The following is a 21,292-nucleotide window of genomic DNA, read 5'->3' as shown; positions in this document are numbered from 1 at the left end:
GTCGCAAACTCCCGAGACCGGTCAGCCCGCCCCGCCAACCCAGCAAGCGCCAGCTCCACCGCCGTCGGAAACACCGCCGTCGGAAACTCCTTCGTCGGAAACCCCGCCACCTACGAGCGAGACCACTCCGCCGCCGGCGACCACAACCCCACCGCCCGTGACCACCACACCCCCGGTAACCACCCAGCCGCCGGCGACCACTCAGCCGCCAGCGACCACACAGCCGCCGGCTCCGCAAGCACCCGCCCCGCCAAATCCGCCGCCGATCCCGCAGATTCCGGGGATTCCACAGATTCCCGGCATTTCGCTGCCGGGGATACCAAAAGTCCCAGCGCCGCCGCTGCGTTAGCCAGTCTCAAGAGCCAGTCTCGAGGCACACTCAGCACACTATTTGGCTTCGGCTTTTTCGCCCTCGGTTTTTTCGCCGGCCAGCTCCATCGCTTTCTTGTTGAACTCTTTGTCGTCTTTGGCCATTTCTTCCATCGAGCGTTCGCTCTTCTGCTTCTCGCGCTCCTCGGCCGCCTCGCCGCGGGTCTTGCCGTCCTCGCCCTTGCCCGTCTCGACATGTGAGGCCCGACCCCCGGAATCCTCGCCCTCGGAAGGCTTTTCGGCGGCGCTCTCATCCTTGGCTTCGTCGTCCTGCGACATATTTGCCTTGTTGGCCGGGGAATCCTCGTCGTCGGCGTACTTGGGATTGCCGTCGTCGTCGAGCCAATCGCCTACCGCGGTACCGGAAACGGCTCCGCCGGTGCCGGGGAGAATCAGCGTCGGCCGGTATTCATAGGCCGTCATCATTTCGGCGGCTTTTCCTTTGGCTTCGTCGTCGGGTTCTGGGTTCTCGTTTGTGCGATCGCTGTCGGCTTTGTCGACCGGTTCTTGGTCCGGTTCGCTGTCCTGCTCGCCCATGCTGTCGCCCCCTGTTGGAGTTGCAATTTTTGAGCCGACCCTGGGCAGGGGGTACCACTGCGGCGCAATGTCGAAACGCTCGTTACCCCGGCCCGCGCTTGACCAGCACAATCGCGGCCAGCGGAAGCCGCATCGGCTCTGGCGTGGCGGCCAGCCGTTGTGCAACGGCAACCTGCAAGTGCTGAATGAATTCAGCGCGGCGCGCGATGTCCAAAGCGGCCGCCAGGGTGGGGAAGAGGGCGGCCCGCGCGAACGCCGCCCACTGCGCACCGAAAGCTTCTGCGTCGCCATCTTTTTGGAAGCGAGCCCAGAATCGGTCCTGGGCATCGAACACCTCCAGGTGATCGATCGCCAGGCCTTCAAACCGCCCGCGTGGCGCAAACGGAGCGCGAAAGTCCTTCTCGCTGCGCGCAACAATGGGAAGCGCCATGCGTTGCACCTCTTCGGGGCGCAACCAACCCTCGCGCACCTGATCGTGCAGACCCGCCATGATGGCCTCGTTCAAGGGCCGGTAGCCGAACTCGCCGTCCTCCTGGACGGCCATGGTCAGCACCACCAGGCGCCCGGCCGGACACAACTCGCGTCCGCGGAAGGCCAGGAAATCCTGCCAATCGGTGGCCGCCTGGCGGGCATAGGGCGCGCGGGCCTGCTCGTCGTTGCTGTAGGCAACTTGCACGTGGTCGGGAAGGGGCGCGGGGATCTTGCTCAGCCACTGAACAGCCCAGGAACTCCAGCCGAGGTTGACGGTATTGGTCGGCAGAATCTGGGTGTAGAACGACCGGCCGATCGCCGACGGGAAACTCGCGCTGTCCTTGTGCAGGTAACTGTCCGGGTCCTCGGCCAGTGTGTGGAACAGTGCGGTGAAGTCGTTTTCGGGTACGTCGGTGTGCGCCAACAGGATTGCGTGATCAGAGCGAGTGCGCTGGCGCAGCACGTCGATCGCCGCGGACATCGGCTTGAGTGAATTGTGGCCGGTGGCCGCGCCATAGTCGGCGATGACGATCGGTTGCGGGGGCCGGGGCAGCGGAACCTGTTCGGCGGCGCCCGCAAAGAGTGTGACGGCCGGCGCCAAACCCGCGGCCTGCAGCCGCGACGACTGCGTGTAGGTCGCGCTGTCCATCGGCTCCGGGCGCACCACGATGCTCGATTGCGGCACGCGCATATCGGGTTCCATGGCTAGTGCGGGAAGCTCACACCGGTGAGCTGCTCGGAGATCTCCCAAAGTCGTTGGCCGTCAGCGTCATTGGCGGCCCGGGCGGGGACTTTGGCCTCGGTCACGCCGCCGCCGGCGGTCTCGTAGAAGCCGCGGGGGCCATAGAACACGCCACCTTCGGCTTGTGGCGTGGCGGCCGCATATAACGCCGGCAGGATGCCTTCGTCGATCTCCTGCCAGAGGAAGGGGGTGAAGCGCCAAGACGTCTTGTACAGCCGCTCCATCAGCGCCGGCTTTTCGCGGCCGTGCGACGGCCCGGCGATTTGTAGGTTGGTCTTGGTAAGGCCAGGGTGGGCGGCATTGGACACGATGCCCCAGCCGGCTTTGCGACTGCGGCGGTCCAACTCACGGGCGAACATCAACACCGCCAGTTTCGACTGACCGTAGGCCGCCATCGGGTTGTAGGACTTCTCGAACTGCAGGTCGTCGAAATGGATCTGGCCGCGGCGGGCCGCCAGGCTGCTCAGCGAGACGACGCGGGGGTGCTGTGCGGCCCGCAACAGCGGCAGGACGTGTGCGGTGAGCGCGAAGTGTCCGAGATGGTTACTGCCGAACTGCAATTCGAAGCCGTCGGCTGTGGTGTCGCGTTCGGGTGGAGTCATCACGCCGGCGTTGTTGATCAGGATGTCGATCGGACGGCCCTCGGCGTTGAGTTCTTCCCCCAGGGCGGCAACCGACGCCAGCGATGACAGGTCGAGGGCTTTGATGGTGAGCTTCGCGTCGGGGATCGTGGAGCGGATTTCCTTGATCGCCGCCTCGCCCTTGGCGCGATTGCGGATCGCCATCCCGACCTCGGCGCCGGCCGCCGCCAGCCGGCGGGCCAATCCAAATCCCAGACCGCTGTTGGCTCCGGTCACGATCGCAAGCTTGCCGGTCAGATCGGGCACCGTGGCGACAAGATCGTTAGCCATGCGTATCACTCCATTTCCGGTTGCTTTGTTCCCCAGTGTGCGCTTTGCCTCGCTGCCGCTGCCGTGCAGTCGCCTTCTACACTGCGTGGATGGGTAGACGGCTGGCAAAGGTGTCGCTGGCTATGGCGGTGGTGACGCTGGTGGTAGCGGTGGGCGGCTTCATCGTCACCCTGGTGCTCAATGCTTTCTTTCTCGATAAGTACAACGCCTACGGTGAGGTGCCGATCCCGGGGACGGGCAGTGTGCACCTACCGGCCGGCGAGGTCACCGTCAGCCTGCATACGTTGGTGATCGGCGATGGCGGCGGCCTGCCGGTGCCGCCGCTGGGGATCACGATCAAGCCCCCCGAGGGCATGCCGCAACCCGCGGTGACGGAAAGTATCGGCAGCACAACGACGGTCAACAATGACGCACACGTGCGGGTATGGATGGTGCACGTTCCCGCCGAAGGAACCTACGACGTCACTACGGACGGCCAAGTCAACGGATACATCAACCCGCGACTGGCTTTCGGTCACCAGAGTTCCTACGGCTATCTGGTGTGGGTTTTCGTCGCAGTGTTCGTGGTCGGCCTGATCGATTTGGCGTTGTCGGTGATGTGGTTGTCTCGCGCCAGGCGCACGGCCGTATCGGCCGCGGTCGCCAGGCCGTCGGGCAGCCCGTACCTGCACGACCTGTCGCCTCCACAGCCGGTCGCGGCCTACGAACCCACTGATGACGGCGTCCGGCTCGAGCGACTCAAAACCCTGGCGGCACTGCGGGATTCGGGAGCGCTGACCGAAGAGGAATTTCAGGCCGAGAAGCGGCGGGTCCTCGGCGAGTGACGTAGCCTTCTCGGCCGCGAGCGTGCGTGTTCGTACGGGGACACGCCGCTGTGGCTGGCATTCTGCGCGCGCTCGCTGTCCAAGATTAATGCCCTCGGGCCACCCATTCCTCGTAGTGCACGATCTCGTCGCCGACGGTCGTACTGTCACCATGTCCGGTGTGCACGACGGTGTCGCCGGGCAACGTGCCGAGCCGCCCGGATATGGACTGCAGGATGGTCGGAAAGTCGGAGTAGGAGCGACCGGTTGCGCCCGGGCCACCGGAGAACAGTGTGTCGCCGCTGAACACGACGTTGAGCTCCGGGGCATACCAGCACACCGATCCCGGTGAGTGTCCGGGTGTGTGCAGTGCCCGCAACTGGGTGCCGGCAACGTCCAACGTGTCTGCGTCGGATACGGCGCGAAAGTCTTTGTCCGGGTGGGTCATTCGCCACAGCACGTCGTCGGCGGGGTGCAGCAGCACCGGTGCGTCCAGTGCCCGGCCGAGTTCGGGAGCCACCGTCACGTGATCGTTGTGGCCGTGGGTGCACACCACCGCGATCACGTTGCGGCCGTTGACCGCGGCCACGATGGGGGCCGCGTCGTGGGCGGCGTCGAAAACCACCACCTCGGAGTCGTCGCCGACCAGCCAGATGTTGTTGTCGACTTCCCAACTGCCGCCGTCGAGTTCGAACGTGCCGTGCGTGATGACCCGGTCGATGGCGGCCATCACACCACCACCACCGAGCGCAGCACCTTGCCCTCATGCATCTTGTGGAATGCTTCCTCGATGTCGCCCAGCCCGATGCGTTCGGAAACGAACTTGTCCAGCGGCAGCCGGCCCTGCAGGTAGAGATCGACGAGGGTGGGGAAGTCGCGCTCGGGCAGGCAATCGCCATACCAGGACGACTTCAGCGCCCCGCCGTGCGAGAAGAAGTCCACCAGCGGCATGTCCAGACGCATGTCGGGCGTCGGAACGCCAACCAGCACAACGGTTCCGGCGAGGTCGCGGGCGTAGAACGCCTGCTTCCAGGTTTCGGGCCGGCCGACGGCGTCGATCACCACGTTGGCGCCGAAGCCGTCGGTGAGGTCTTGGATGGCTTTGACGAGGCCCATTTCGTCGTCGAATTCCCGGGCGTTGACGGTGTGGGTAGCGCCGAACTTGCGCGCCCACTCCAACTTCGTGTTGTCGGTGTCGACGGCGATGATGCGCCGGGCACCGACCAAAGCTGCCCCGGCGACCGCGGCATCGCCCACGCCGCCGCAGCCGATCACCGCGACCGTGTCGTCACGGGTAACGCCGCCGGTATTGATCGCGGCGCCGATGCCGGCCATCACGCCGCAACCCAGCAGGCCCGCGACGGCCGGGTCGGCCTCGGGGTTGACCTTGGTGCATTGGCCCGCGGCGACCAGCGTCTTGTCGGCGAACGCGCCGATGCCCAGGGCCGGAGTCAGTTCGGTGCCGTCGGTCAGCGTCATCTTCTGGGTGGCGTTGAAGGTGTCGAAGCACAGGTGGGGCCGGCCGCGTTTGCAGGCCCGGCACTGGCCGCATACGGCGCGCCAATTCAGGATCACGAAGTCGCCGGGCTCGACTCCGGTGACGCCGGGGCCGACGGCTTCGACCGTGCCCGCGGCCTCGTGGCCGAGCAGGAACGGGTACTCGTCGTTGATGCCGCCGTCGCGGTAGGTCAGGTCGGTATGGCAAACGCCGCAGGCGGTGATGTCGACGACGGCCTCGCCGGGCCCGGGATCCGGTATGACGACGTCCACCAACTCGACGGGATCGCCCTTTTTTCGTGAAATCACGCCGCGCACTGTCTGACTCATGGCCTCCAACCTACGGTGTAGCGTCGCTGATCATGCGTAGCGGTGACGATGCAGTGAGCAAAGCAGCAGCCGGGACGGAAACCACCGAGGCGTTCAGCGAGCGGATCGTCGCGACATTCGACGGCGCCAGCCTCGCGCTGCTGTTGAGCATTGGACATCAGACCGGTCTGCTGGACACCATGGCCGGCCTGCCGCCGTCCACCAGCACCCAGATCGCCGATGCCGCAGGGCTCAACGAACGCTACGTCCGGGAATGGCTGGGCGGGGCGACGACGGGGCACGTCGTCGAATACGACGCCGCGGCCGGGACCTACGCGCTGCCCGCGCATCGTGCGGCCGTGCTGACCCGGTCCGCCGGGCCGGACAACCTCGCGATGGTAGCGCAGTTCATGCCGCTACTCGGCGAAGTCGAGCAGAAGATCGTCGGCTGCTTCCGAGCGGGTGGCGGGCTGTCCTACAGCGAATATCCCCGCTTCCACACCCTGATGGCCGAGCAGAGCGGCGCCGTTTTCGACGCCTCGCTCGTCGACGTCGTGCTGCCCTTGGTGGCGGGCCTGACCGAGCGGTTGCGCGCCGGCGCGGACCTGGCCGATCTCGGCTGCGGCAGCGGTCACGCGATCAACGTGATGGCGCAGGCGTTTCCGGCGAGCCGGTTCACCGGGATCGACTTTTCCGACGAGGCGGTGGCGACGGGCATCCAGGAGGCGGCACGCCTCGGGCTGACGAACGCCAGCTTCGAGAGCCACAATCTGGCGCAGCTGGACAAAGAGTCCGCCTACGACGTCATCACGGTGTTCGACGCGATCCACGATCAGGCGCACCCGGCGCAGGTGCTGGAAAACATCTACCGTGCACTGCGCCCCGGGGGTGTGCTGTTGATGGCCGACATCAAGGCGTCGAGCCGCCTCGAGGAAAACGTCGGCCGACCGATGAGCACCTACCTCTACACGACCTCGCTGATGCACTGCATGACGGTGTCGTTGGCGCTCGGCGGTGCCGGACTGGGCACGGCGTGGGGCACGCAGCTGGCCATCTCGATGCTGAACGACGCCGGGTTCGCCGAGCTGCGGGTGGCGGAGATCGACTCGGATCCGCTGAACAACTACTACATCGCCACCAAGTAATGGCGGCTCTGGACGCCCTGGACGACTGGCCGGTCCCGGCCGCGGCCGCGGCGGTGATCGGGCCGTCCGGAGTGCTGGCGACCCATGGCGACACCGCGAAGGTCTTTGCATTGGCTTCGGTGACCAAGCCGCTGGTGGCTCGGGCGGTGCAGGTGGCGATCGAGGAAGGCGTCGTCGAACTCGATACCGCGGCCGGCCCGCCGGACTCCACGATTCGCCACCTGTTGGCCCACGCCTCGGGCTTGGCGATGCACTCCGGTCAGGTGCTGGCCCGGCCCGGCACGCGCCGGATGTATTCCAACTACGGTTTTGCGGTGCTGGCCGAAACCGTGCAGCGGGAGTCGGGAATCGAGTTCGCCAGCTATCTGAGCGAGGCGGTGTTCGAACCGCTGGGTATGCGGACAACCCGGCTCGAGGGTGGCGCCGCCGCCGCCGGATTCGGGGCAAGCTCGACGGTCGACGACCTGGCCGTGTTCGCGGCCGACCTGCTGCGTCCGTCGACGGTCTCGGCGCAGCTGCACGCCGAGGCCACCGCGGTGCAGTTTCCGGGCCTGGACGGGGTGTTGCCCGGCTACGGAGTTCAGCGTCCCAACGACTGGGGGCTGGGCTTCGAGATCCGGGACTCGAAATCACCCCACTGGACGGGTGCGCGCAACTCGGCGCGCGCCTTCGGCCATTTCGGCCAGGCCGGCGGCTTCATCTGGGCGGATCCCGAGGCCGACCTGGCGCTGGTGGTGCTCACCGACCGCGATTTCGGCGAGTGGGCGCTGGATCTCTGGCCGGCCGTCGCAGACCGGGTGATCGCCGCGGAAAATGCACACTAGCGCAACACAGGCATCACAAGGCACAATAGACACGCAAGACACAAACAATTGATGCAGGCATCCTGTTCTGCCGGTTCACCAGGTCGTTGGGGAAGACGTCCCTCGTGGAACCGAAGGAGCAACAGATGCATGCGTCGAATCAATTCGCCGACGTGACGACCGGCGTGGTGTATGTGCACGCCTCGCCAGCGGCAGTGTGCCCGCATGTCGAGTGGGCGTTGTCGTCGACCCTGCAGTCCAAGGCCAACCTGGTTTGGACCCCGCAGCCGGCGATGCCCGGCCAATTGCGCGCGGTCACCAATTGGGTCGGGCCGGTGGGAACCGGGGCCCGGCTGGCCAACGCGTTGCGGTCTTGGTCGGTGCTGCGGTTCGAGGTCACCGAGGACCCCAGCCCGGGGGTCGACGGCCAGCGGTTCAGCCACACCCCGCAACTCGGATTGTGGAGCGGGGCGATGAGCGCCAACGGCGACATCATGGTAGGCGAGATGCGGCTGCGGACATTGATGGCCCAGGGCGCCGATACCCTTGCCGCCGAACTGGATTCGGTGCTGGGCACGGCGTGGGATGACGCGCTCGAGGTGTACCGCGACGGCGGCGACGCCGGTGAAGTGACCTGGCTGAGCCGCGGCGTTGGTTAGCCGTTAATTGACTGGTATTCGACTGGCCGCCGACGGGGCCGGTTTGGCCGACAGCGGCATTTCGACACTGCCTTGGCACGCGCCGCTGAAGATGTCGGTGTGAAACAGGCCGGTGAAGGTTCCGTTCTGCCCGGGCGTGTAGACCGAAGTCGATTTGGCCGGATCGTATTCGACGGTGCCATCGGGCAGTAGGCAGTCCCACTTCCACTCCATTTGGCGAACCCATTGCGCACCGTTCCAAACGAACTCGATCGATTTCGGCATGGAGTCGTTCTTGGGCGGGGCAGGGTTGTTCACGGTGGCGATGCAGACGCCGGTCGCGCAGGTCGAGCTCATGGAAACGCTGATTTGCTTGGCAGGTTCGGGTTGGCTGGCCGCGATGCTGGTACCGGTCTTGGCATTGGCGGAAAGCGTCAGTATGTAGTCGCCGTTCCAGGTCGCGGTGTCACCCGCTGAGGCCGCACCGGCCAGGCACAGCGAGGTGCTCAGCGAAGTAGCCGTCAGGGCAGCCAACGCGGTGCAGCGAAACCCGGACAACCCCGACAACCCCGACAACCCCGACAACCCCGACAACATTGCGCCTCCCTGTTCCGAGCAGGTTTGAAAGGATGTCGCGTTCGGTGGCTCGGTCGTTACATCGTTAGGCACGATTGGGCGGTCGCAGCACCTGCAGCGCAGCCGGTACCGCGGAAATCTCGGCCGGTAAGGCGCAGGCGAAGTCGCCGTCGGCGTACACGTTGATGCCGGGGCATTCGATGTGCACGGTCTTGGCCCGTGCGGTGGTTACCTCGTCGAGTTCGATGTGGGTGCCCTTGATCGCAGTGGGGAAGAAGCGGATCAACTTCGTCCGGGATCCCGTCTGCACCATGGTCAAATCCAGTAGGCCATCGGCGCGGTCGGCGTTGGGGCAGATCAGCATTCCGCCGCCATAGCTGCGCATATTGCCCAGCGCCGTCAGCGTGAGGTCGGCCTCGATCTCCTGCTTTCCGTCCAGCACCAACCGAAATGGCAACGCGCGCAACTGCGAAAGCTCGGCGAACATCGCGATGTAGTATCGCAGCCGTCCGTGCGGCCAGGTCATCCGGTTGGCGCGATCGGTGACCAGGGAATCGAATCCGGTTGCGGCTACGGTGCCGAACCACTTATCGACCCCTTCGCCGTCCCTAATCCGGCCCAGATCAATGGTTTCCGTCCAGCCGTCGATGATGAGGTCGGCGGCGGCCTCGGGATCCTTTGTGGGAATGCCGAGTTCGCGGGCGTGGTCGTTACCGGTGCCCGCCGGGACGATGCCCAGCGGAACGTCGGTGCCGGCGAGGACCTGCAATGCGTTCGAGATGACGCCGTCGCCGCCGGTGACCACGACCGCGTCGGTGCCGTTTTCAACGGCGGCAGCAAGCAGATACCGCGCGTCTTCGGCGTCCTCGCCGACGATTTCGATGACTTCGACGCCCCGGTGCTTGAGCCGGGCGATTGCAGCTTGCGAGGCGTGTACCGCGGCGCCGTGTCCCGACAGGGGGTTGGTCAGCGCGGTGACCTTCGCGATCTCGCGCCGACGCAGTTGTCCCTGCGCGGCGCTTTCCGGAATTTCCGCGGTCACGGAATCAGCTTGCCGGGATTGAGAATTCCGGCCGGATCCAGTGTCGCCTTGACCGCGCGCAGCAGCTGCACGCCCAGATCGCCCACCTCTTCGCGCATCCACGGCCGGTGGTCGGCGCCGACGGCGTGGTGATGGGTGATGGTTCCGCCGTTGGCCATGATCGCATCACAGGCGGCCCGTTTGGCCGCCCACCATTGTTCGATCGGATTGCCGCGCTGCCCGGCGACCACGGTGAAGTACAGCGACGCGCCCGTGGGGTAGACGTGCGACACGTGGCACATCACCAGCGCCGGCGTGCCCGATTCGGCGAGCGAGGACGTAAGTGCTTCGGTGACAGCGGCTTTCAGGGTGGGGATGTTCGACCAGTCGGTGGCGGTCTCGAGTGTCTCGCACAGCGCGCCGGCGGCCAGCAGGGAGTCGCGCAGGTACGGCGCGGCGAACCGGCCACGCTCCCAGGCCTGCGCCGGCTCTGCACCGAGCGACTTGCCGCCGTGTGCTTCCAGTAGCGCGCGCGTTTCGGCGTGCCGGCTTTCGGTGTGCTCCTTGGTGCCCTCGAACAACGTCAAGCCCAAGCAGCCGCCGGTGATCTGGTTTTCCCCGATCGACTCGGTGGTGGCCAGGTTGACTCCGGTTTCGGCCTCATCGGAAAGCCGCACGACGGTGGGCCCGGTGGCGGTTTGGGTGACCGCGCGCAGCGCCGCCGTGCCGCTGGCGAAGTCGGGGAACGACCACGCCTCGTAGCGGGTGGTCTCGGGCTTAGGGTGCACCCGCAGTCGCACCTTGGTGATGACGCCGAAAGTGCCTTCCGAACCGATCGCCAGCTGGCGCAGGTCAGGTCCGGCGGCTGAGGCCGCTACCCGGCCCAGGTCCAACACGCCCACCGGTGTGATCATTCGCAGTCCGAGGATCATGTCGTTGAACCGGCCGTAGCCCGCGGAGTCCTGGCCGGACGAGCGGGTGGCCGCGAAGCCGCCGATGGTGGCGAACTCGAAGCTCTGCGGGAAGTGCCCGAGCGAGAAGCCTTGTTCGCCGAGTAGACGTTCGGCGTCCGGGCCGGTGACCCCGCCGCCCAATTCGGCGATGCCGGACACCTCGTCGAGGGAATGCAGTTGATCGAAGCGCCGTAAATCCAGCGAGATCACCGCACTGAAGCCGCCGCGAACCGGGTCCAGACCTCCGGTGACGTTGGTGCCGCCGCCGAACGGGACAACCGCGATGCCGTTTTGCGAGCAGTACTGCAGGAGTGCGGCGACGGTGTCGTCATCGCCGGGCAACAACACCGCGTCGGGTGCGTCCTGAACCCCGGTGTCCTTGCGGCGCAACATGTCTGGTGTGGATTTGCCGCCGGCGTGCAGCAACCGGTCGCGGTCGGCGGTGCGGAAGAACTCGGCGCCGACGATCTTGGTCAGCTGGTCCGCATGCTCCTGGGACAGCGCCGACGGGCGCAGCTGCACCTGATCGGGCTGCAGGTCCGCTTCGTCGGAGTCCTCCAGCCCGACAACTTGCTTCAGCAAAGTCTTGATGCCGTCCGAAAGCGGCTTGGCGGCGGCGGGATCTCCCCACGCGTTCCATTTCATCGGCGGGAGGAGTTCCTCAAGATGCGTCATGCGTTACAGTATTACACATGCTGTCAATGAGTAATGCTCCTGCGACTATCGAGGACCGCATACTTCAGGCGGCGGCAACTTGTGTGGTCGATTTCGGTGTGGATCGGGTGACGCTCGCCGAGATCGCACGCCGTGCCGGCGTCAGCCGTCCGACGGTATACCGCCGCTGGACGGACACTCGGTCGATCATGTCGACGCTGCTCACCAGCCATATCACCGATGTACTCAGGGAAGTGCCGCTCAACGGGGACGACCGCGAGGCGCTGGTGAAGCAAGTGGTCGAAGTGTCCGACCTGCTCCGGCGCGACGACCTGATCATGTCGGTGATGCACTCCGAGCTGGCCCGGGTGTACATCACCGAACGACTGGGCGCCAGCCAGCAGTTCCTTATCGAGGGGCTTGCCGCCCGGCTCAAAGTGGCGCAGCGCAACGGCAGCGTCCGCGCCGGCGACGCCCGTCAGCTCGCGGCGATGGTGCTGCTGATTGCACAGTCGACCATTCAGTCCGCGGATATCGTTGCGCCGCTTCTTGATTCCGCATCGCTGGCCGCAGAACTCACCTACTCACTGAACGGATACCTGTCCTGATGCCCAACCCGACCGCTCACCCGACTGCTCTCAACGCCGCGCGCCGCACCGCCGAGCTGACCGCACTCGCCGACGGTGAGCCGCTGGACGTCGTGGTGATCGGCGGCGGTATCACCGGGGCCGGCATCGCCTTGGACGCCGCATCGCGCGGCCTGCGGGTGGCGCTGGTGGAAAAGCACGATCTGGCCTTCGGGACCAGCCGGTGGAGCTCGAAGCTGGTCCACGGCGGCCTGCGATATTTGGCTAGCGGCAATGTCGGCATAGCCCGCCGCAGCGCCATCGAACGCGGAATCTTGATGACACGCAACGCCCCTCATCTCGTCCAAGCGTTGCCGCAGCTGGTTCCGTTGCTGCCGTCGATGAATTTCGCGAAGCGGGCGATGGTGCGCACCGGATTTCTGGCCGGCGACGCGTTGCGGGTGCTGGCGGGTACACCGTCCTCGACGCTGCCCCGGTCGCGCCGGGTATCCGCGCAACGCGTCATAGAGATGGCTCCGACGGTTCGGCGTGACGGTCTGGGCGGCGGTCTTGTCAACTATGACGGGCAATTGATCGATGACGCCCGCCTGGTCACTGCGGTGGCGCGGACGGCGGCGCAGCACGGCGCCCGGATCTTCACCTATGTGTCGGCTTGCAGGGCCACCGGCACTTCGGTGCGGCTCACCGACCAGCGCAGCGGACAGTCGTTCGAGGTGTCGGCACGCGCCGTCATCAATGCGGCGGGCGTGTGGGGCGGCGAAATCGATCCGGCGTTGAAGTTGCGGCCCAGCCGCGGAACCCATCTCGTCTTCGACGCCAGCGCTTTCGGCAATCCGACTGCGGCGCTTACCATTCCGATTCCCGGTGAGCTGAACCGGTTTGTGTTCGCCATGCCCGAGCAGCTGGGCCGGGTGTACCTCGGGTTGACCGACGAAGATGCTCCCGGGCCGATTCCCGATGTGCCAGAACCGTCTTCAGAGGAAATCATGTTCCTGCTGGACACGGTCAACACCGCGTTGGGGACGACGGTCACCACAAGCGACGTCATCGGTGCTTACGCCGGTTTGCGGCCGCTGATCGACACCGGCGAGGGCCGCACCGCCGATGTGTCGCGCGACCACGCGATTTTCGAGTCGCCGTCGGGCGTGATCAGTGTGGTCGGCGGCAAGCTGACCGAATACCGCTACATGGCCGAGGATGTCCTCAACCGCGCGATCAGCCTGCGGCATCTGAACGCAGCGCAGTGTCGCACCCGTGATCTGCCGTTGGTTGGTGCTCCCGCTAACCCCGGGCCGGGGGCAGGTCCGACGGGCGAGCTGCCCGCGTCGCTGGTGGCCCGCTTCGGAGCCGAGGCGGCCAACGTTGTCACCGCGGCCACCTGCGACCGGCCCACCGAGCCGGTCGCCGATGGAATCGACGTGACCCGGGCCGAGTTCGAATATGCCGTCACGCATGAGGGTGCGCTGGACGTCGACGACATCCTCGATCGCCGCACCCGCATCGGTTTGGTGCCGCGTGACCGTGAGCGCGTCGTTGGCGTGGCTCAGGAATTTCTGGCGGCAACCGGCTAGCGGCGCGAGCGGCTACAGTGGAACGAAACCGAATCGTATCGCCAGAATGGGTCGCGGGGCATGACGGGCGAAAGCAGTGCGGACCGGGCTGTCCACCCGCCGCGGCCGCGCCGTAGCCCGGGGACCCATTGTGCGCGACCGGGATTCGGGAACATCGGAGACCGTGCGCGCCGACTATCTTCTCGCCGCCGACGGGGTGCACAGCCAGGTGCGTGACTCGCTGGGACTGACCACCTCGGGTTACGATCCGCTGCCGATCTACGTCGTCTTCATCTAGTTCCGCGGACCGTGGCGACAGTTTGTTCCACAGCTTGGCGATATTTCTGGTGGTGCGCGACGACTTCGGCATGCTCATCACCACCTACTTTCCCGACCAGGGTGAAACCGCTGCGCAATTCACCGCGGACCGTTGTCGGGAGATGCTCACCAACGCGATAGGGGAGCCGATCGACGTGGACATCGTCGACGTCGCGCCCTGGCAGCCATGCGGGGGTGCCGCCTGCCTGGGTGGGCGCGGGCGTCTCAACATTGGACCTGGTCGATCACCAGTTCACCTTATTCACCGGGGATCAGCGGTGGTGCGCCGTCGCCGCGTCCGCGTCTGCCGCCCTTGGCATTTCGGTCGCGGTGCATTGCATCGCAGACGACCAGTGGCCGGCCCGCACCGGCCTCGAGTCAGGCGGCGCGTTGTTGGTCCGCCCGGACGACGTCATCGGCTGGCGAGCCGAGGAGTTGTCGGATGGCGCCGAAAGCCGCCTACGGCAAGCATTTTCGACGGTCCTGTACCGCTGACCTCGGGAGAGTTACAGCGGAATGTTCTTGTGGCGGCCGCGGCGTGTCGGCGCCTGAGCCAGCGCCTCGGTGAGCTTGCTGCGGGTGTGGGCAGGGTCGATCTTCTCGTCGACCACACCGATGTCAATGGCGCTGTCCACGCCACCGGCGATCCGCTCGTGCTCGGCGGCCAGCTCGTCGTGCAGCGCTTCCCGCTCGTGGTCGGGTGCGGCGGCGAGCTTGCGCTTGTGCAGAATCCCGACGGCGGCTTTGGCGCCCATGACCGCGACCTCGGCGTCCGGCCAGGCGAACACCTTCGTCGCGTTCAGCGAACGGGAGTTCATCGCAATGTAGGCCCCGCCGTAGATCTTTCGGGTCACCAAGGTGACCCGCGGAACCGTGCACTCGCCGAACGCGTGCAGCAGCTTGGCGCCGCGGCGAACCACGCCGCCCCATTCCTGGTCGACACCCGGCAGATAGCCGGGCACGTCGACGATGACCACCAGCGGAATGCCGAACGCGTCGCACAGGCGCACGAAACGCGCTGCCTTCTCGGCGCTTTCGGAGTTCAGGCAGCCGCCCAGGCGCAGCGGGTTGTTGGCCAGCACGCCGACCGTGCGGCCGGACAACCGGCCCAGGCCGACCACGATCGACGGCGCCCACTTCTCCTGGAACTCGTCGAACGGCGTGTCCTCGTCGAGGATCGCGCTGACGATGGGGTGCACGTCATAAGCCCGTCGCGCCGACTCGGGCAGCAGCGCCAGGATGTCGGTGTCGCCGGCCTCGGCCTTGGTGCGGTCGAAATGCCCTTGCTGGCAGAACAATCCGACCAACCGGCGACCGCGCTCGTAAGCGTCGAGTTCATCGTCGGCGACGATGTGGCACACCCCAGACTTCTTGTGGTGGGTCTCCGGTCCACCGAGCGAGGCCATGTCCACGTCCTCGCCGGTAACGCTGCGCACCACGTCTGGTCCGGTGACGAATACCCGGCTTTCCGGGGCCATCACGATGACGTCGGTCAGTGCCGGTCCGTAGGCGGCGCCGCCGGCGGCGAAGCCGACGACCACTGAGATCTGCGGAATGTAGCCCGAGGCGCGGATCATGGCCTCGAACACGGTGCCGACGGCGTGCAGCGCGCGCACTCCCTCGGCCAATCGGGCGCCGCCGGAGTGCCAGATGCCCACGATGGGGCTCTGCTCCTCGATGGCGGTGTCGTAGGCGTTGACGATGTGCTGGCAGCCTTCGGTGCCCATCGCGCCGCCCATCACCGTGCCGTCGGTGCAGAACGCGATGGTGCGCATGCCGTTGACGGTGCCCGCCGCGGCCAGCACACCCGAACGGTCGCGCTCGTGCAGCAGTTCCACGGTGCCGTCGTCGAAGAAGTTGCTCAGCCGCAGCAACGGATCGCGGGGGTCGAGCGACTCGCCAACCGCCTCGGGGGCCATGATTGTCATCGCAGGTCTCCTGTTATTCCGGTGTTGCTCGGATTAATACCGTCCAAAGGCGATCGCCACATTGTGCCCGCCAAATCCGAACGAATTGTTGATGGCGTACTTGTAGTCGCCGGGCCGCGGCTTACCCGCGACCACGTCCAGATCGATCTCAGGGTCGAGATTTTCCAGGTTCAGTGTCGGCGGAACGACCTGATCCCGCAACGCGAGCACGGTGAGGATGGACTCGACCGCGCCGACCGCACCCACCGAGTGGCCAAGCGCGGCCTTCGGCGCGTAGACCGCCGGCTTGTTGCTGCCCAGCGCGTTGTTGATGGCCCTGCCCTCGGCGACATCGCCCACCGAGGTTCCGGTGGCGTGTGCGTTGACGTGGTCGATGTCGGCCGGCGTCAGACCCGCGAGTTGAACCGCGCGAGACATGGCATGTCCGGCGCGTTCGCCGTTGGGGTCCGGTGCCACCATGTGGTAGCCGTCCGAGGTGATGCTGGCGCCCATGATGCGAGCCAGGATGTTGGCCCCACGAGCCTTGGCGTGCTCCTCGGTCTCGATCACCATCAGCGCACCGGCTTCACCGAACACGAATCCGCTGCGGTCCCGGTCGAACGGGCGACAGGCACCCACCGGGTCATCGTTCTTGGTGGACATGACGATGCGCATCTGGGCGAACGCCGCGATCGGAACCGCTTCGATTCTGGTTTCGACGCCACCACAGATCGCGACATCGGCCTCCCCGAAGACGATATTGCGCCACGCCTGGGCGATGCCTTCCGAACCCGACGCGCATGCCGACACCGGAGTGATGACCCCGGCCTTGGCGTGCCGTTCCAGACCCACCGCCGCGGCCGCGCCGTTGGGCATGTACTTCTGCACCCCCAGCGGAGAGACTGCCCGCATGCCACGCGCGCGCATGTCGTCGTAGCTGAAAACCATCTCTTCCGAGGAACCCAGCCCGGTGCCGATGGACACCATCAACCGGTTGAAGTCGACCTCAGGCGAGCCGGCGTTCTCCCAGACCCGGCGGCTGAGGACGGTGGACATCCGCTGCAGGTAACCCGTCCGGCGCAGCTCGACGCGGGTGAGGTGACTGTCGAACTCCTCCAGCAGGTGGCCGCCGATGCGCACCGGCAGGTCGAACTCCTCGACGAACGGGTCGTCGAGGGTCCGAATCCCGCTTTGACCGTCAAGCAGCAACTTCCACGTGTTTTCCGCGTCAGTTGCCAGTGCTGTCGTCATGGCGACGCCGGTGACAACTACGTTCGGGAGTGTTTTCCCGGTAACCAGCTCCGTCATTGGTCTAGCCAACGTTCCTTCCGTATCTGTCCGGCTTCTCCGGGGCCCGTTTCAGGCCCGCTTCGTCGCCGGACGCCGTGCTCAGTAACGCCCGAACGCGAGCGCCACGTTGTGGCCACCGAACCCGAACGAGTTGTTGATCGCGTAGCGGAAGTCGCCGTAGCGCGGTTCGCCAGCCACAACATCGAGGTCGATCTCGGGATCCGGGGTCTCGTAGTTCAGTGTCGGTGGGATGACGCCGTCCCGCAGGCTCAGCACCGTGAGTAGAGATTCGAGCGCACCGACCGCACCGATGGAGTGGCCCAGCGCCGACTTCGGCGCATAAACCGCCGCCTTGTCGCAACTGGCCACCCGCAGGGCGTTGGCCTCAGCGGCGTCGCCGATCGGCGTAGCGGTCCCATGGGCGTTGACGTGGTCGATGTCTTTGGGGGACAGGCCCGCCAATTCCATCGCCCGGGTCATCGCCCTACCGGCCCGAATGCCGTCGGCCGCAGGCGCCACCATGTGGAAGGCGTCCGAGGTGACACCGGCACCCATCAACCGGGCCAGCGGCTTGGCGCCGCGGGCCTTGGCGTGCTCTTCGGTCTCGATCAGCATCAGTGCCCCGGCCTCGCCGAACACGAAGCCGTCCCGGTCCTTGTCGAACGGACGCGACGCACGCTCGGGTTCGTCGTTGCGCGTGGACATGGCCCGCATCATGGAGAACGCCGCGATGGGCAGCGCCTCGATGGGCCCCTCGACGCCACCGCACACGGCGACGTCCGCGTCACCCATGACGATCTGGCGCCACGCGTGGGCAATCGCCTCCGAACCCGACGAACAGGCCGACACCGGGGTGATCACCCCGGCGCGGGCACCGAGTTGCAGTCCGACGACCGCCGCGGCGCCGTTGGGCATGATCATCTGAACGGCGAGCGGGGACACCTTGCGGGGCCCGCCCTCGTTCATCAGGTCGTAGCTTTCGACGATCCGCTCGGCACCACCGAGACCGGTGCCCACCACGACGGTGAACCGGTCCGGGTCGACCTCGGGGTTGCCCGCCGACTCCCACAGCTGGCCACTCAACAGCTTGGCCATCCGCTGGACGTAGGACATTCGCCGCATGTCGAGCCGGCCCATGTGGTCGTCGATGGACTCCTTGAGGTGGCCACCGATCTTGACCGGCAGGTCCCACTTCGTCACGAAGTCGTCTTCGAGTACGTGGATGCCGCTTTCGCCGGCCAACAAGCCCTTCCACGTGCTCTCGATGTCCGGCGCGATCGATGTCGTCGCCGTGACGGCGGTTACCACAACGCTGGGGTAACCGCCATTAGCAGTGGAAGGCTTGGTCACTTGCTCTCTGCTTCCAGCCTCGCCTTGACGTTCGCAACCGCCTCGGGGTTGTCGGTCTCCAGCTTGGCGCGCAGCGCCTCGGCGGCCTCGGGGTTCTCTTCCTCGAGCTTCTGGATGTAGGCGACGACGTCACCGACGGTACGCAGACCGGCGAGGTCCTCGTCCGGGATCTTCACGCCGTACTTGTCCTCGGTCTGCACGGCGATCTCAACCATCGACAGCGAGTCGATGTCCAGGTCGTCGACGAACGACTTCTCCGGGGTGACCTCCGACGGCTCGATACCGGTGACCTCTTCGATGATCTCGGCGATACCGGCAATGATTTCTTCCTGGCTGACGGCCACAGCGTCTTTCCCTTCGTAATGTGTTGTGTTAAATCGGTTTTGACGTGCTCTTGTGGTCCTGGGCGGAGCTGGCGGCTAGAGGTTTGCCAACTCGTCCAGATCTGCGGGTGACTTGACGGCTCGCGTCGGAACCCCCCGAAGTTCTCGTTTGGCGATACCGGTGAGGGTGCCCGCGGGCGGGAACTCCACGATCGCCGTGACTGGGCTCTCTGCGTGGTCACGCAGATAGGCGGTGCACAGATCCCAGCGCACTGGCTGGGTGAGCTGTGAGACCAGGGTCTCCATCGCCGCGGCCGCTGACTCGACCGGCTTACCGTCGTGGTTAGACAATAGCGTGACTGTGGGCTCGGCGGTGTCGATGCAGGCTGCCGCCGCGGCGTAGCCCTCCAGGGCCCCGGCCATGAACGGCGTGTGGAACGCACCGGCCACGCCCAGGGCGCGCACCCGCGCCTTGGCGGGCGGGTCCTCGGCGAGCTTCTCCAGCGCGGTCAGCAGGCCGGCCGCGACGATCTGGCCGGCGGCGTTGCGGTTGGCGGGGACCAGGTCGAGTTGCTCGAGCCGACTCAGTACCTCGGCTTCGTCGCCGCCGAGCACCGCGGACATGCCGGTCGGCTCGGCCGCGCAGGCCTTGGCCATCTCGGCACCGCGGGTCGCGGCCAGTGCGACGGCGTCGTCGGCGGCCATCACACCGGCGATCGCGTAGGCCGCGATCTCGCCGACGGAGTGGCCGGCCACGATCAATTCTTGGTCGTTGAGCAGCCCGCGCGATGTCAGCTCCTGGTGAGCCAGCAGGGTGGTGGCCACGATCAATGGCTGGGCAACCGCGGTATCGGTGATCTCCTCGGTGGACGCGGTTGTGCCCAGTCGAGCCAGGTCGAGGCCGCTGGCCTTCGACCACGTTGCAACCTGGTCTGCTGCCCCGGGCAGTTCCAGCCACGGCGACAGCATTCCTTCGCTCTGGGAGCCCTGTCCGGGCGCAAGAAATGCAATCACGTGTCTAAGAGAACACTGTGAAGACGGTTTTGCGGGGTGTAACAGATTATGAACCTCGTCTTAGGTTTTTGTATACACCCCACAAAACAGGCCCGTAAGCTACATGTTTGAGATCCGGTCGCGATCTGTTGGCTAAATCACTCTGCGCCCGACGGAGCTACCGTACCCCCTCTGAGCGGCAGCGGAACGGGCGAGACCGCATTGTTATTGACGCTGGAATGATGAGTCGGATAGTTGAGCTGGCCTACCGTCGCCGCCACTCGCAGGACATACGCATCGCGTGGCTGCGTGGGATCACGCCCGGTGAAGTCGGTGATCCGCTTGAGCCGGTAGCGGACGGTGTTTGGATGAACGAACAACTTCCTGGCACAAGCCTCAATGGCGCCGCCGGAATCTAAGAAAGCATCCAGAGTCTCGACGAGCGTTGGGCCGGCGTCAGCCAGGGGGCGCATGACGTCGGTGTGCAACGCGACGATCGCCGACGCGTCACCCATCAAGGCGCGTTCGGGCAACAGCTCTCGCGCCAGTACGGGTCGGGGCGCCCCGCGCCAGCCGGCCACCGCGTTCATTCCCGAAATCGCCTCGCTGGCACTGTGATACGCCGCCGTCAGCATCGGTGCCGTCGGCCCGATAACCACCGGACCATCGGAAAAGGCTTCCAGCAGATCCTTCAAGAACTTCTCCGTCGGCGACAGCGGGCCCGACACGATGGCCACCAGCCAGGTGCCGTGCACGTCGGTCAGCGCGGCCCGGCCGTGGCGCGCGGCGATGTCGCGCAAGTCCTGGCTGGCCCGCTCGCTGCTGGCCTTGCTGTTCGGGCCGTCGCGGCCGGGCGCGGGGGTGCCCACCACCACCGTGGCCGGTGCGGTCGTGTCCCAGTTCAGCGTGGCCGCCCGGGACAGCAGCTCGGGACCGGTGTCGCCGCGCACCACCGCGTCGACGACGCTGGCCTCCATCCGGCTGTCCCAGGTGCCGCGCGCCTCGGCCGCATCGGCGTACGCAGTGGCCGCGGTGAAGGCCAGGTCGCGGCTGTACTTGAGGATCCCCACCGTCAGCGCGGTCAACTGTTCTTCGGAGCGGGCCAGCAGCGGCACGACTTCCTCGAAGAACTCCATGGTGACGCGGACCATGTCCACGGTGTGGCGCAACGCGATGCGCCGGGTCAGATCCTGGGGCACCAGCTCGAATGCCTGGGCGGTGTAGCTGACGTCGCTATGCGGGTCGTGCATCCACTCGACGAAGTTCACCACCGCGGTCTGCACCACCAGCGCCACGCTGGCCCGCTGGGAGGCTTCCAGGTCTGCGAAGAACGGCAATCGATCCTGCATGGCCGATACGGCCTCGGTGGCCAGCCGGCCTGAGTACTGCTTGAGCCGGCGCAGCAGGGAATCCGGCACGGTATCGAGCAGTTCCAGCGGCGATCGGGGCCGCGCGGCGAAGGGGCCGGCAAACTGATTGTCGTTCACCCCTAAAAGCTACGCCTGTTTTCTAGAAGATCCCGCCAAAGGCGCGCACGCTCGAGGT

Annotated in this window: 23 protein-coding genes; 8 read left to right on the top strand and 15 right to left on the bottom strand. The window is 66.2% G+C overall.

The window, feature by feature from the left end; genetic code table 11:
• Positions 1-21 precede the first annotated feature (21 nt).
• The 4 genes from BST12_RS32860 to BST12_RS13170 form a co-directional block, all read right to left on the bottom strand.
• Positions 22-201: a hypothetical protein gene (locus BST12_RS32860; RefSeq protein ID WP_083113562.1), complete on the bottom strand. Its 180-nt coding sequence runs from the start codon at positions 199-201 to the stop codon at positions 22-24.
• Between the two features lie 186 nt (positions 202-387).
• The gene (locus BST12_RS30840) at positions 388-906 is read right to left on the bottom strand and encodes a hypothetical protein (RefSeq protein ID WP_139801649.1); all 519 of its coding nucleotides are present in this window, start codon (positions 904-906) and stop codon (positions 388-390) included.
• Positions 907-988: 82 nt separating this feature from the next.
• Positions 989-2,080, bottom strand: a complete 1,092-nt coding sequence (locus BST12_RS13175; protein ID WP_083113561.1) for a class I SAM-dependent methyltransferase — start codon at positions 2,078-2,080, stop codon at positions 989-991.
• 2 nt (positions 2,081-2,082) lie between these two features.
• Complete coding sequence (locus tag BST12_RS13170; RefSeq protein WP_083113560.1) at positions 2,083-3,030, bottom strand: SDR family oxidoreductase; 948 nt, start codon at positions 3,028-3,030, stop codon at positions 2,083-2,085.
• An 89-nt stretch (positions 3,031-3,119) separates the two neighbouring features.
• Here BST12_RS13170 and BST12_RS13165 point away from each other — a divergent pair, with 89 nt between their 5' ends.
• The gene (locus BST12_RS13165) at positions 3,120-3,854 is read left to right on the top strand and encodes an SHOCT domain-containing protein (protein ID WP_083113559.1); all 735 of its coding nucleotides are present in this window, start codon (positions 3,120-3,122) and stop codon (positions 3,852-3,854) included.
• 85 nt (positions 3,855-3,939) lie between these two features.
• On the opposite strand, the gene BST12_RS13160 is transcribed toward BST12_RS13165, so the two are convergent.
• Both BST12_RS13160 and BST12_RS13155 read right to left on the bottom strand, forming a co-directional pair.
• A complete protein-coding gene (locus BST12_RS13160) occupies positions 3,940-4,563 on the bottom strand; it encodes an MBL fold metallo-hydrolase (RefSeq protein ID WP_083113558.1) in 624 nt (207 codons plus the stop codon).
• Positions 4,563-5,660, bottom strand: coding sequence for an S-(hydroxymethyl)mycothiol dehydrogenase (locus tag BST12_RS13155; protein ID WP_083113557.1), 1,098 nt, complete (start codon positions 5,658-5,660; stop codon positions 4,563-4,565). The genes BST12_RS13160 and BST12_RS13155 overlap by 1 nt, the downstream gene beginning before the upstream one ends.
• Positions 5,661-5,692: 32 nt before the next feature.
• Here BST12_RS13155 and BST12_RS13150 point away from each other — a divergent pair, with 32 nt between their 5' ends.
• The 3 genes from BST12_RS13150 (at position 5,693) to BST12_RS13140 (ending at position 8,246) form a co-directional block, all read left to right on the top strand.
• The gene (locus tag BST12_RS13150) at positions 5,693-6,784 is read left to right on the top strand and encodes a class I SAM-dependent methyltransferase (RefSeq protein WP_083113556.1); all 1,092 of its coding nucleotides are present in this window, start codon (positions 5,693-5,695) and stop codon (positions 6,782-6,784) included.
• Positions 6,784-7,608: a serine hydrolase domain-containing protein gene (locus BST12_RS13145; protein ID WP_083113555.1), complete on the top strand. Its 825-nt coding sequence runs from the start codon at positions 6,784-6,786 to the stop codon at positions 7,606-7,608. The genes BST12_RS13150 and BST12_RS13145 overlap by 1 nt, the downstream gene beginning before the upstream one ends.
• Positions 7,609-7,733: 125 nt before the next feature.
• Positions 7,734-8,246, top strand: coding sequence for a DUF3145 domain-containing protein (locus BST12_RS13140; protein ID WP_083113573.1), 513 nt, complete (start codon positions 7,734-7,736; stop codon positions 8,244-8,246).
• Between the two features lie 3 nt (positions 8,247-8,249).
• On the opposite strand, the gene BST12_RS13135 is transcribed toward BST12_RS13140, so the two are convergent.
• From BST12_RS13135 to BST12_RS13125, 3 genes are all read right to left on the bottom strand, one after another.
• Positions 8,250-8,783 carry an Rv2253 family sensor-like surface protein gene (locus BST12_RS13135; RefSeq protein ID WP_083113574.1) on the bottom strand — a complete coding sequence of 178 codons (534 nt, stop codon included), beginning with the start codon at positions 8,781-8,783 and terminating at the stop codon, positions 8,250-8,252.
• A gap of 103 nt (positions 8,784-8,886) precedes the next feature.
• A complete protein-coding gene (locus tag BST12_RS13130; protein WP_139801654.1) occupies positions 8,887-9,831 on the bottom strand; it encodes a diacylglycerol kinase in 945 nt (314 codons plus the stop codon).
• An 8-nt stretch (positions 9,832-9,839) separates the two neighbouring features.
• Positions 9,840-11,420 carry an FAD-binding oxidoreductase gene (locus BST12_RS13125; RefSeq protein WP_083113572.1) on the bottom strand — a complete coding sequence of 527 codons (1,581 nt, stop codon included), beginning with the start codon at positions 11,418-11,420 and terminating at the stop codon, positions 9,840-9,842.
• A gap of 47 nt (positions 11,421-11,467) precedes the next feature.
• On the opposite strand from BST12_RS13125, the gene BST12_RS13120 reads away from it, so the two are divergent.
• The 4 genes from BST12_RS13120 (at position 11,468) to BST12_RS35120 (ending at position 14,379) form a co-directional block, all read left to right on the top strand.
• Positions 11,468-12,037 (top strand): TetR/AcrR family transcriptional regulator, encoded by a 570-nt coding sequence (locus tag BST12_RS13120; RefSeq protein WP_083113553.1) that lies wholly within the window; start codon positions 11,468-11,470, stop codon positions 12,035-12,037.
• The gene (locus BST12_RS13115) at positions 12,037-13,587 is read left to right on the top strand and encodes a glycerol-3-phosphate dehydrogenase/oxidase (protein WP_139801648.1); all 1,551 of its coding nucleotides are present in this window, start codon (positions 12,037-12,039) and stop codon (positions 13,585-13,587) included. The genes BST12_RS13120 and BST12_RS13115 overlap by 1 nt, the downstream gene beginning before the upstream one ends.
• Before the next feature lie 76 nt (positions 13,588-13,663).
• A complete protein-coding gene (locus BST12_RS35130) occupies positions 13,664-13,864 on the top strand; it encodes an FAD-dependent monooxygenase (protein ID WP_443677786.1) in 201 nt (66 codons plus the stop codon).
• Between the two features lie 215 nt (positions 13,865-14,079).
• The gene (locus tag BST12_RS35120; protein ID WP_443677785.1) at positions 14,080-14,379 is read left to right on the top strand and encodes an aromatic-ring hydroxylase C-terminal domain-containing protein; all 300 of its coding nucleotides are present in this window, start codon (positions 14,080-14,082) and stop codon (positions 14,377-14,379) included.
• A gap of 11 nt (positions 14,380-14,390) precedes the next feature.
• Here the strand turns inward: BST12_RS35120 and BST12_RS13105 are convergent, their stop codons facing one another.
• From BST12_RS13105 to BST12_RS13080, 6 genes are all read right to left on the bottom strand, one after another.
• Positions 14,391-15,812, bottom strand: a complete 1,422-nt coding sequence (locus tag BST12_RS13105) for an acyl-CoA carboxylase subunit beta (protein ID WP_083113551.1) — start codon at positions 15,810-15,812, stop codon at positions 14,391-14,393.
• Positions 15,813-15,845: 33 nt separating this feature from the next.
• Positions 15,846-17,099 carry a 3-oxoacyl-ACP synthase KasB gene (gene kasB, locus BST12_RS13100; RefSeq protein WP_083113550.1) on the bottom strand — a complete coding sequence of 418 codons (1,254 nt, stop codon included), beginning with the start codon at positions 17,097-17,099 and terminating at the stop codon, positions 15,846-15,848.
• Positions 17,100-17,180: 81 nt separating this feature from the next.
• Positions 17,181-18,431 carry a 3-oxoacyl-ACP synthase KasA gene (gene kasA / locus BST12_RS13095; protein ID WP_083113549.1) on the bottom strand — a complete coding sequence of 417 codons (1,251 nt, stop codon included), beginning with the start codon at positions 18,429-18,431 and terminating at the stop codon, positions 17,181-17,183.
• Positions 18,428-18,775: a meromycolate extension acyl carrier protein AcpM gene (acpM, locus tag BST12_RS13090; protein WP_083113548.1), complete on the bottom strand. Its 348-nt coding sequence runs from the start codon at positions 18,773-18,775 to the stop codon at positions 18,428-18,430. Before acpM ends, kasA begins: the two co-directional genes overlap by 4 nt.
• A gap of 75 nt (positions 18,776-18,850) precedes the next feature.
• Positions 18,851-19,768: an ACP S-malonyltransferase gene (locus BST12_RS13085; RefSeq protein WP_083113547.1), complete on the bottom strand. Its 918-nt coding sequence runs from the start codon at positions 19,766-19,768 to the stop codon at positions 18,851-18,853.
• 137 nt (positions 19,769-19,905) lie between these two features.
• Positions 19,906-21,234 carry a PucR family transcriptional regulator gene (locus BST12_RS13080; protein WP_083113546.1) on the bottom strand — a complete coding sequence of 443 codons (1,329 nt, stop codon included), beginning with the start codon at positions 21,232-21,234 and terminating at the stop codon, positions 19,906-19,908.
• Positions 21,235-21,292: the final 58 nt, after the last annotated feature.

Origin of the sequence: Mycobacterium angelicum (assembly GCF_002086155.1) — a bacterium.
Classification (GTDB): domain Bacteria; phylum Actinomycetota; class Actinomycetes; order Mycobacteriales; family Mycobacteriaceae; genus Mycobacterium; species Mycobacterium angelicum.
This window is presented reverse-complemented; position numbering and strand designations above follow the sequence as displayed.